The organism is Verrucomicrobium sp. BvORR106, from assembly GCF_000739655.1.
GTDB lineage: Bacteria > Verrucomicrobiota > Verrucomicrobiia > Verrucomicrobiales > Verrucomicrobiaceae > Verrucomicrobium.
In genome coordinates this window covers 46,815-58,503 of sequence record NZ_BATR01000005.1, presented here as the reverse complement: position 1 = coordinate 58,503, position 11,689 = coordinate 46,815, and the positions used below count along the sequence as shown (strand labels likewise).

The following is an 11,689-nucleotide window of genomic DNA, read 5'->3' as shown; positions in this document are numbered from 1 at the left end:
CCAGCGGGGTGGGCACCCAGCTCACTACGGGGGATGTGAACGGAGACGGGCTGGTGGACGTGGTGGTCGGGAACAAGGCGGGATGTTATGTCCTCGTCCAAAAGCGGGAGCAGGTGGATGCGGCGCGCTTTGCTCAGTTCCAGCCCAAGAAGATCTATGGGCCTGGGGCCACGCTCACGGAGTCCTACGTCGCGGGGCAGTCGGCGGCGGATGCGGTGAAGAAGATGATCGTGCCGGAAGGCTTCAAGGTGGATCTCATCGCGGCGGAGCCGGATCTGGTGCAACCCATCGCCATGTGCTGGGATGAGCGCGGCCGTATCTGGGTGGTAGAAGGAAATACCTATCCCCAGCCCGCGAAGGCGGGTGAGGGCAAGGACCGGATCCTTATCTTTGAGGACAAGGATGGAAACGGCAGCTTCGAGACCCGCAAGGTCTTCATGGAAAAGCTCAACCTTGTGAGCGGGATTGAGGTCGGCTTCGGCGGGGTCTGGATTGGTGCGGCGCCGAACCTCCTCTTCATTCCGGACAAGAATCACGATGACAAGCCGGACGCGGATCCGGTGGTCCTGCTGGATGGCTGGGGCAGCCAGGACACGCATGAGACGCTGAACTCCTTCATCTGGGGGCCGGACGGCTGGCTCTATGGCTGCCACGGGGTCTTCACGCACTCGCTGGTGGGCAAGCCGGGTACCCCGGAGGCCAGCCGCCAGCCGCTCAATGCCGGGGTGTGGCGTTATCACCCTGCGCAACACAAGTTTGAGGTCTTTGCCCACGGCACGAGCAATCCCTGGGGCCTGGACTTCAATGATCGCGGCGAGTTCTTCGTGACCGCGTGCGTCATCCCGCACCTCTACCACATCCTGCCCGGTGGCCGATATCAGCGGCAGGCGGGTCAGCATTTCAACCCCTACACGTATGACGACATCAAGACCATCGCGGAGCATCGCCACTACGCCGGTGAGGTGAAGGATCATGCTGCCTGGGGCGACCGCAAGGATCTGAAGAACCTGGCCGTGCCGGCCAGCACGGACCAGGCCGGGGGCGGGCATGCCCACTGCGGGCTTGCCATCTACCAGGGGGATAATTTCCCGGAACTCTACCGGGGGGCGCTGCTGTTTGGCAACCTGCATGGTCACCGCCTGGTGCACAATGCCGTGGAGCCAGCCCTCAGTGGCTATACCGGGCAGCGACGCCCGGACTTCATGCGCTCCAACGACCACTGGTTCATCCCCGTTACACAGAAGGTGGGTCCGGACGGGGCGCTCTATGTCTCCGACTGGTATGATGAACAAACCTGCCACCATCGTGATGTGGAGATCTGGAACCGCACGAATGGACGAATCTTCCGTGTGGTGTATGACCAGCTCAACACCACTTGGGTGAAAAACCTGCCGGCGGGCAAAGATGATGTGGCGCTGGTGGGCATGCTGTTGGATTCCTCGAACTCCTGGCAGGCGCGGATGGCGCAGCGGTTGCTGATGGAGAAGGCGGCCGATGGCGGAGTGGGCGATGTGGCGAAGCAGGCGCTGTTGAAGGCGCTGGAGTCTCCGGGGCCGATTGAGCGTCGGTTGCGGGCGCTGTGGGGGCTGTCAGCCGGTGGTGCCGCGAACCAGAAACTGCTGGTGGGTCTGCTAGCTCGTCCGGAGCCGGAACTGCGGGGCTGGGCGGTGCGGCTGCTGGGGCAGCTGGATGGCGGAGTGACGGCCGATTTGGCGAAGACTCTGGCGGGCGCGGCTGCCCAGGAAAAGGCGGCACCGGTGCGTCGGGAGCTGGCTTCGGTCTTGCAGCGGGTGCCGGTGGCGGAGCGTGCGCAGATCGCCCTGGGCCTGCTGGGGCGCGCCGAAGACCAGCAGGATGCCAACATCCCCCTGCTCGTTTGGTATGGGATCGAACCCGTGGTTGCGGCGGATGGGGCGGCTGGCTTGAAGCTGGCGGCTGCGAGCAAGCTGGAAAAGGTGACCGGGTTCATCTACCGGCGTATGGCTGGCAGCGAGGATGGGCGTGGTGCGTTTCTCGCCTCCATCGCGGGCAATGCGGATCAGGGGCAGCGTGAGAACCTCTTGAATTTGCTGGTGGAATCAGCCCGCGGTTCAGGGAAACTGACTGCTCCCGCCGGTTGGGGTGAGACCTCGAGCCGCCTGCGTGAGGGGGCCTCGGAAAACGTGCAGTCACTGGTGGATGAGCTGGCGGCCTACTTCGGAGATGCTGCAGCCGTGCAGTTGCAGCGCGTGGCTTTGATGAATGTCAAAGCTCCCAACGGGCGTCGTGATCGCGCTTTGCAGATCTTGTTGCAGGTACGAGACGAGGCCAGTGCCGCGCTCATGCAGCAGCTCATTGCGTCCCGTGATCCGGTGCTCACGCGCAATGCCGTGCAGGCCCTGGCATCACTGCCGCACCCCGAGACGCCAGCGGTGCTGACCAAGGCCTTTGCGGGCTTCTCTCCTGTGGAGAAGGCGGATGCCGTGGCCACGCTGGCTTCTTCGGCGGCGGGAGCCCAGGCCTTGTTGAAAGGTGTGGAGAGCAAGGCGATCTCCAGAGACGCGCTCTCTCCGTTCCTGGTGCGGCAGCTTCAGGCGCTGAAGAATGGCGAGGTGGATGGCTTGATTGAAAAGGTTTGGGGCACGGTGAACGCCAGCAAGGCGGATCTCCCGCAGCGCAAAGCCAAGTACAAAGCTCTCCTCACGGCAGACCGGTTGAAGAAGGCGGATCTGGCGCAGGGCAAGCTGTGGTATGCCGGCACCTGTGGAGCCTGCCATCGCATGCTGGGTGAGGGCGCGAATGTGGGGCCCGACCTTACGGGATCGAACCGCGGCAATCTGGACTATCTCCTGGAGAACGTGCTGGATCCCAATGCCGTGATCGGCAAGGCGTATCAGCTCAACCTCTTCTCCATGAAGGATGGCCGGGTGCTCAGTGGCATCGTGAAGGAAGAGACGGACAACGGCTACAAGGTGGTGATGCCGGGTGGTGTAGAGTTCAGCCTGACCAAGGCGGAAGTGAAGAACCGTGAGATCTCGAAGTTCTCGACCATGCCAGAAGGGCAGTTTGATGCCCTTCAACCGGAGCAAGTGGTGGACCTCGTGGCGTATCTTCAGTCCGAGGCTGCGGGTGGCAGTGGCGCAGGTGCGGCCAAGGTGGAGGGTGCGATCGAGGGAGAAACGCTGGAGGGAGTGGTCGTGACCAAGGGGCAGGCCAAGCCCCAGAACATGGGCGGCTTCGGTGGCCAGTGGAGCCAGGCTCGCCAGCTCTGGTGGACCGGTGGCAAGCCGGGCGATACGTTGACGGTGACCCTGCCGGTGACCAAGGCCGGCAAGTATGCGCTCAAAGCGGCGCTCACCAAAGCGCGCGACTATGCTTCCATTGAAGTGAGCCTGGATGGGGAGGTCATCCCTGCGGCACGAATGGATCTGTATAGTGTGGCGGTGGTTTCAACCGGCGAGCTGGACTGGGGTGTGCGCACACTGGAGCCGGGCGATCACAAGCTGGTGGTGAAGATCACCGGTGCCAATCCCGCCGCGGCGCAGGCGTTTATGGTGGGGCTGGATTACCTGAAGCTGGAGCCGAGGTGAAACCAGTGCGTCAGTGGGCTGGAGCCAGTGCGTCAGTGGGCAGTGCGTCAGTGGTCAAGGTGTTGGGCCTGGTGCGGTTCGGCGTATTGGTTTTGGCTTGCGGATGGTTTGTGGTTGGTGAGTAAGGCAATGCTGGGGAGCGCACGCATCCTGCGTGCTGTTCTCGGCATCTTGCCGGGAACGGAGCCTTCTCTGCCTTGCCAGGTGCGAGCGTCGCGAAGCGTCTTGGAGTGCTGGCGGCCCTTGTGATTTCCTGGAATCTCAAGGCTGTAGCAGCGGCAGGTGGCGAGGGAGGGGCAGAGGCTCCGCTCCCGGTCCGGCGTCCTTTCAGGACGCGATGATTTGGCGGGGCGTCTACCCGGTGGTTGTCACCACCGGCTAATTTCCGAGGTCCCTCCGGGACCGGGGAGGCTTGGCGCGGTAGCTAGGGTGACATTTGCTGCCCGCAGGGGAAGGTTGCGGGGATGACGTGATGGAGAGGGGGGCAGCAGGGATTTGCATGTTTTCCTGAGGTTTTGCGTGTCGCGAGTGCGGATATAGGAAAGCACACATCTCTGGCACCCTTTCAGGGTGCATTTCATCTTTAGTGGGCATCCCAGGGGCAGGGGCTCGTCAAACTCGCCCGGCCCCTGGCTACCTTCTCAAATGCCTTCGGCATGGAGATGCGCTCTCGATGAGGTGAGCGATTGCGATATCGGTTGTGCTGCTGATGGGCAATCGGCAGGGGCCCGGTGGGCTGAGAGATCCGTCATGGTTCACCTATGCCGAAGGCATCCCAGAAGGTAGCCAGAGGCCGGGCGAGTCTGACGAGCCCTGCCTCTGGAATGGGCGAAATTTTGACTCCATCCTGAAGGGATGGCAGAACCGTGGATGACGTCTTCCCCTCGTTGACTGAGGTTCGCGGAATCTATGGTGACCGCTTCGGAAGTGGTGTGCGGAGTCCAGGCTTCAGTCTGCTCAGTCAGTGCTAGAATCCATGCAGCAAACTAAAGTTTGAACTACAAACAGCTTCCAACTGGGCGCTGTGCTGGGCTCTGTTTGTAGTTCAAACTTTAGTTTGCCTCAGTGCGCTGTAGAGTCCCTGAGCAGACTTCTCACACACCCGCCATGGCGGCAGCGCTGGAGGAGCGGCTGGCCATGGGTTGGGGCACCTGGCCCTGCTGCATCTTGGCCATGAAGCGGCCCAGCACTTCGTGGGAGATGGCGTTGAGCGTGGTCAGCACGTTATGTCCTCGGGCCGCGCTGGCCTCGAAGCTCTGGCAGCGGTGGGCTCCCTGGTTGATGAGGTACTCGAGGTACTCGATGGGGGCCGCATTGGGGAGGTCGCGCTTGTTGTACTGGATGACCAGCGGCAGCTCATCGAGCGACTGCCCGTTAAGACGCAGGTTGTTCCGGAAGTTGTCCCAGGCCTGGACGTTCTCCCGCATGCGGTCCATCTGGGAGTCCGCCACGAACACGAGACCATCTGCCTGTTGGAGCACCAGTTGGTAGGTGGCGTTGTACACCGCCTGACCGGGTACCGTGTAGAGTTGGAACTTGGCGGTGTAGCCGTTCAGAATCGGGGCCTCCACGGCCAGGAAGTCAAAGAACAGGGTGCGGTCCGCCGTGGTGGAGAGGCTCACCAGCTCCCCGCGTGATTTTGGGTCCAGGCAGGCGTGGATGTGCTGGAGGTTGGTGGTCTTGCCGCCGATGGGTGTGCCGCAATAGACGATCTTGAAGTTGACCGTCCTGCGGTCGGCGTGAATCACAGCCATGGGAAGGGAGGATGGAAGGCGGGTTGGAGGGAAATCAGGATACGGCACCCACGACGGACTTGAGCTCGCGGGCGATGAGAGTGATGCGCTCGCGCAGCGTCGGCTCGTTTTTGCCCGGGTCGTGAAGCACGCCCAGCACGAGTTCACCCTGGAGGGAGAAGGAGGCCATGAGCTGGTCGCTTTTCATGCTCAGCGTCTCGGTATCCATGATGCCGGTCAGCTGGATCAAGGGCTGCAGATGCCCGTAGATCTGGGTGGCCTGACGGATGAAATTCTCGGCCTCGCTGGTGCCATTGCTGGCGTAGCCCATGATCGCGCCATCCTGCAGGCAGACGGCGGCAGACACTCCCGGAAGGGCTCCGGTGAGGCGAATGACGTCTTCCAGTTCCAGGTCGTCCTCGGTGCTCAACAGCACGCGCAGCAGAAGCTGCTTGTTGCGGTCCTTGCTGGCGCGGAGGTGGGATGGGTGGGTGGAGGCAAACTCGGCTTTGACCCCGGGGCCGAAGGTGATGGCCTCAGAGCGGATGGACCGGCTGCTGGCTGGCGGGTCCACGGGTAGGCCCAGCAGGGAACTCGTGGCCTGGAAGAGCGGGGCCGGTGCCGGAGGTTCAGGAGCCAAAACGGGCTCCACCTTGGGCTGCGGCAGGTGGAAGGGTGGCGGCACCGCGGGTGGATCCTCTGCCGCGAGCGGACTGCCAAAAAACAAGGCCTGGGGCGCAGCAGGGGGCGCGGGTGCGGCAGGGGCTCCTGCTTCCGGTTCGGAGGATGGAGAGGCGGCAGCAGCTTCGGCAGCAGCTTCAAATGGCCACGGCACGCCGGTCGGCAGCTTGGAGGTGGTTTCCTCGGGCCGGGCTGGGCTGAAGAGGGATGGCAGGGCGGCCTGGCTTTCAGGGGAGCCCGCTGCCACGGCGGGTTTGAAGTCGGCCATGGCGGCCAAGGCTTCGCTGCCCAGCACGTCTGCTGACTTGGTGATCGGAGGGGCGGGTGCCTCCGCGGGAGTGCTCGGTGCCGTCTGGAACAACGGCTGGGCCACCGGGAGGCTCGCGGGCGCAGCGGTCGAGGGCAGGGCGTGGAAGACGTCGTTGATGGGCAGTTCCACCACGATGTCCGGCCGGGAGGGGGTGATGATGCTGCGGAACTCCGGTTCGAGACCACGCATGATCTCCGCCAACTTCACGGTGACCTTGCCACTGGCGAGCTGGTCCATCAGCATCGCGATGGGGAAGCCCACCGTGATCCAGGATGGGATCTGCTCGGGCTTCACGCCGATTTCCTGCTCCGTGCATCGGGAGAGCACGGTGGCCAGGCTGAAGATGGCCTTCTCCTTAACCGGAGCGGGGACTGGCTCAGCCAGCGGCCCGGGGACCCCTGCGAAAGCTGGCGGGGCTGCTGGAAGGACGGGGGCCGCACCGAACGCGGGCGGGGCAAAGGCGGGAACTGGTGCCGCAGGAGCAAGCTGGGGAACGGTGGGCGTGGGCGCAGATGCTGAGGCAGATGTGGACGGAGCCAGTGGTGCAGGGATCTGAACGGGTGCTGGTGTCGGCGCTGGCCCAAACAAGCCCTGTGGCGCGGCGGGCATGGCGTTGGCGGATGGGTCCGGCAACGAGCTCAGCGCCTTGATGCGGTCAAACGGATTGGTGCCTGCGGGGGCCGGAGGAGCTTCCGGGAATGAGCTTGGACTCAGGACCGGGCTGGGGCCGAAGGGGCTCCCGATGGGGGCAGCGGGGGCTTCGGGAGCCGAAGCTGGGGCTGGGGTTGGTGCCGGTGCTGGGGAAAATGCCTGCCACGGGGCTGCCCCGCCTGGCAGGGCCGATTCGGGCGCAACCGGTTGGATGGTGGGGGGCATGGGCTGCGGTTCGGCTGGTGCCGTGGGCAGGCCGAATGACGCAAAAGGATTCAGGGCCGGTCCCGGACCCGGAAGGGGCGCAGGAGCAGGTGCAGGTGGTGCAATGGGCGCTGCGTTGGCGTTCGCGCTGCCACTCGTAGTTGAGGGTGGCTGGAAAAACGGATTGGGTGCCCCAAACGGCACCTGCGGTTGCGATGGAGCCTGGGGCAGAGGCTGAGGGCCACTGGCCACAGGCGACCCCTGCGCTTCTGGAGCAGCTGGACTCTCGGGCAGGAAGTTCCCAAACGGGCTCGCCGGAGCCGGCTGTGGTGCCGTGGGCGGGGAGGCGGGAGCAGAGTGGCTGAAGGTGAACAGCGGGGAGACCGGAGGGGAGATGGTCGCCGGTGGCGCTTGTGCTGACTGATCTGGAGGCGTGCCGAAGAAGGCCGGAACGGGCGGCATGGGCTCCGGATGGGAGGCACCCAAGGCAGGGGCAGTGGGAACCGCCGGTTGGCCAAACGGATTGAAGGACTGGCCTCCCCCTGATGGCATCGGCGGGAAGGGATTGGTCGAGCTGGAACTGGTGACCGCGGGAGATGTCGCGAAGGGGTTCCCCGTCACGGCGTTGGGCAGCGGGGCGCTGCTGCGCTCCGCTGCATCAGTGGGGGCGGTAGGCTCGGCCGCAGCGGGGGCTCCAAACTGGCTGAAGGCATTGAACGGGGGCTGGACCGTGGTGGGCGGCAGGGACTGCGGCGTCTGCGGTATGCCCTGAGGAGGCTCCACTGGGTTGTTCACCCCTTCGACATGGAAGGGCGAGGGATGAAACAAGGTGGTTTCTCCAGAGGCGGTGCCAGCCGGAGGCTCGGGTGCCTGCTGAAAGGGATTGCCACCCAGAAAGAGAGGCTGACCGGCAGGAGGCGTCGGAGCGGGTGCCTGAGGGGGCTGTTGTTTGTGCATCAACGCAGCCAGACCGCCCAGTTTGTGAGGCGGCAGGGCTACCCAACGGGCGTCTTGCGGGGCAATTGGCGTACGGAACAGAGCCGGACAGACGCGGTAGATCTCGAACAGCGGCAGCGCCGCCTGACCACTGCGCAGAGCGCGCTCCAGCAGCTCATTGGGAATCTGCAGCGGCTGACCCGGGGCCACGCCACCTGGCTTGACCACATCGGGAGGCAGGGAGGGCAGAATGTCTTCCACCGTGAGACCCGTGCTGGGCACGGAGATGGCGGGGGAAAAAGGGCTGGACCCGTGGTAACTGGCACCATTGCCGTTCGCAGGTGTGGACGCTCCCAGAAACACGTCCTTGGTGGAGTACGTGCCGGTCTGATTCCCTTTTTGGAACGGGTATCCCCCCTGATGAGCCTGGGGAGAGGACGTCATCGCGGAGCTTCCTGCCGAACCGTCGTCCGGTTTGTCTTTGCCAAAGAAGCTACGGAAGGAAAACGCCATGACGCAGGGAGTGGCCGCGCACGAGGTGCACGGGTAGGGGAACGCGAACTGTCAGAGACCGAGGTTGAGGTGAGCGACTATGAAGCCAAGTACGACTTCTAATGTACCTTAAATTTCGCGCGAAAGGAAGGCAAGATAAAAGTCCGCCGGTCTAGCTGCTGAGGTGGCCCAGCGCCAGCAGGCCGTAGGAGGTGTACTCCACGTCCAGATGGTCATCGGCCCAGTGACCATGAAATCCGCCCTCGGCATTCCAAAGGCTATCCACGAAATCCAGGCAGGGCTCACGCAGCGCCGACCAGTCCGCCTCCAGACTTTCCAGGGCATGCAGGGCGGTGGCGGTGCTGAGCAGGTCAGGCAGGGGAGCGCCGGGCACGGCGAGGAAGCCGCCGCTCGCGTGAGCCTGTTCTAACAGCCAATCCCCTGTGGCGGTGCCTAAACTGGCTCCGAGCAGCCGGCACAGCACCACGGCTGCGGCGGTGGTTGGCGTGGTGCCCTGGGGGAGGTCGGGTTCAGCGGCGAACGAGCCGTCAGGAAGGAGCAGATTGAGTACGGTCGGCAACAGGCGCTCCTCATCTGGCATGGGCAGGGCCAGGTCCGAGTAGGCTCCCCACGCGAGAAAGGCACCGTAGGACGAGCCGACCCTTTTTTCCGGGGATCCATGATAGCCCCCGTCCGGGGTGCGGTAGGCCTCGATGCGGGCGGCGAGCCGCACTCTGGCCTCTTCTGTCAGCGTGTCGCGTCCCAGACTGGCCACGCATCGGGCCAGAGAGCAGAGGTGGACGAAATCCAGCCCGGTTCCGTCGCCAAGGCTCTGCACGTAGGCCTTCGTGGAGTCGAGCGGCAGCTCCTTGCGCAGCGCCATCAGCGATTCCAGACCGAAGACGGTGTAGTACAGGTCAGGGCGGCCATCACGATCGCCAAACCCACCTTGGGGCGTGATCTGACTCTGGAGGAAACTGGCCACCAGTTCCGTCGAGTCGCCCAGGACTTTGGGAGCCAGGCGGGCCACTTGGAGCATTTCAAGACGGAAGCTGCGGGTGCTGGAAATCACGAGCGTCCAGTAACAATGTCCCTATCCGTCGTCAATCCCCGGCGATTGGCAGAGGGTGGAAAGAAGCCTGACACACGACCGTTTGTGCAGGCGATCGCGCCCCGTTACCCATCTGCTCACCATGAAACTGCGCTCCCTCCTTCTCACAACCGTGCTGGCCGCCGCTGGCCTCCTGCCCGCAGGTGCTGCCGCCCGGCCCAATGTGGTCTTCATCCTCTGCGATGATCTGGGCTACGGCGATGTGAAGTGCTTTAACCCGGAGGGCAAGATAGCCACGCCGCAGATGGATGCCATTGCCGCCCGGGGCATGCGGTTCACGGATGCGCACACGAGCTCATCTGTCTGCACGCCCACGCGCTATGGCGTGATGACGGGGCGCTACAACTGGCGTTCGAAATTGCAGAACGGAGTGCTGGGAGGGCTGAGCCCCCGGCTGATTGAGCCCGGCCGCCTCACGATCGCATCCTTCCTCAAATCGGAAGGTTATGCCACAGCCTGCATCGGCAAGTGGCACCTCGGCATGGACTGGGTGAAGCTCCCGGGCAAGGACGTGACCGAGCTCGGCATCGAAAAGCCGGACCAGGTGCGGAATGTGGACTATGACCAGCCCATCACCAACGGGCCCAACAGTGTCGGGTTCGACTACTACTTCGGCATCAGTGCCTCCCTCGACATGGTGCCGTATTGTTTCATCGAAAACGACCGGGTGGCCCAGTCTCCCACAGCGACCTTGAAGCTGCCCATGAACAAAGGCGGCAAGGAAAGCTGGACCCGTGAGGGGCCGGGCAGCCCGGGCTTCGACGGGGCAGCGGTACTGCCGGAACTGACCCGCCGGGCGGTGCAGTATGTGCACACCCAGGCGGAGGCAAAGAAGCCGTTTTTCCTCTATCTCCCGCTGGCCTCTCCGCACACGCCCATCATGCCATCCAAAGAATGGCAGGGGCGCAGCGGGCTCAATCTGTACGCCGACTTCGTCATGGAGACCGATGACGCCATCGGCCAGGTGGCGGCGGCATTGAAGGAGAAGGGGATCGATGAAAATACCCTGCTCATCGTCACCAGTGACAACGGCTGTTCCCCCAGTGCCGACTATCCCGCCCTGGCTGCCAGGGGGCACAACCCCAGCGCGGCGTGGCGCGGTACCAAGGCGGACATCTATGAAGGCGGCCACCGTGTGCCTTATCTCGTCCAGTGGCCGGCGGTGGTGAAGCCCGGCACGAGCTATGCCCACCCGGTGTGCCTGGTGGATCTCACGGCCACGTGCGCCGATGCCCTGGGAGTGAAACTGCCCGGCAACGCTGCGGAAGACAGCGTGAGCCTGCTGCCTGCCCTCAAGGGGCAGGATTCTCCAGTGCGGGAAGCGGTGGTGCACCACTCCATCACCGGTGCGTTCTCCATCCGGCAGGGTTCGTGGAAACTGGAGCTTTGCCCCGGCTCAGGCGGCTGGAGCGACCCGCGACCGGGCCAGGAGGACACGGGGGCGGCCCGCGTGCAGTTGTATGACCTGTCGGTCGATCCTACAGAAACAAAGAATGTGCAGGCAGAACAGCCCGAGGTGGTGGAGCGACTCAAGAAATTGCTGGAGAAGTATGTAGCCAATGGGCGCAGCACGCCGGGGGAAGCTCAGCCCAACACCGTGGAACCGGATATTTTGAAAGGGGCGAAGGCAGTGCCTACGGCGAGGAAGAAGCCGCAAAAGAATGTCGGGGCGTGATGATTGGAGGTGCCTTGGTGTAGCGGACCACTCTCGCGACCCTTCAGGCCGCCATGCAAAGGGGCGCCTATACCCAGGGTCTGCGTCCACTTCGTGGCCTCCGCCCCTGGGCTGGATTCTCTGGGCCCTTCAGGCCCGTGGCGCGGGTGTGTTGAGACGAGGTGTATGTCCGGCGCGCTGCTCAGGTTTTGAAGTTAACAGGGCGGAGCATTTCGGAGTTTCGCAGCGGGGTTGGAGTACCGCTTTTTGGCCAGCGTATTGTCGAGGTGGAAAGGGGCGCTATGGGCACAATGTTTATTGACCCGCCTAAAGGCGGAACTCCAACCA

Annotated in this window: 5 protein-coding genes; 2 read left to right on the top strand and 3 right to left on the bottom strand. The window is 63.8% G+C overall.

Annotated features, from left to right (window positions below):
- Positions 1-3,569 (top strand): PVC-type heme-binding CxxCH protein (locus tag BV106_RS00930; RefSeq protein WP_038159056.1); only part of this gene is annotated, 3,569 nt, incomplete at its 5' end.
- 1,094 nt (positions 3,570-4,663) lie between these two features.
- Here BV106_RS00930 and BV106_RS00925 read toward each other — a convergent pair.
- The 3 genes from BV106_RS00925 to BV106_RS00915 form a co-directional block, all read right to left on the bottom strand.
- The gene (locus BV106_RS00925; RefSeq protein ID WP_038159032.1) at positions 4,664-5,323 is read right to left on the bottom strand and encodes a GTPase domain-containing protein; all 660 of its coding nucleotides are present in this window, start codon (positions 5,321-5,323) and stop codon (positions 4,664-4,666) included.
- Between the two features lie 34 nt (positions 5,324-5,357).
- Entirely contained in the window at positions 5,358-8,597 is a 3,240-nt protein-coding gene (locus BV106_RS00920; RefSeq protein WP_038159029.1) for a hypothetical protein, read from the bottom strand.
- Between the two features lie 151 nt (positions 8,598-8,748).
- The gene (locus BV106_RS00915; protein ID WP_265595195.1) at positions 8,749-9,648 is read right to left on the bottom strand and encodes a prenyltransferase/squalene oxidase repeat-containing protein; all 900 of its coding nucleotides are present in this window, start codon (positions 9,646-9,648) and stop codon (positions 8,749-8,751) included.
- Positions 9,649-9,769: 121 nt separating this feature from the next.
- Between BV106_RS00915 and BV106_RS00910 the strand changes: the two genes are divergently transcribed.
- Positions 9,770-11,362 carry an arylsulfatase gene (locus BV106_RS00910; RefSeq protein WP_038159023.1) on the top strand — a complete coding sequence of 531 codons (1,593 nt, stop codon included), beginning with the start codon at positions 9,770-9,772 and terminating at the stop codon, positions 11,360-11,362.
- The last annotated feature ends 327 nt before the right edge of the window (positions 11,363-11,689 follow it).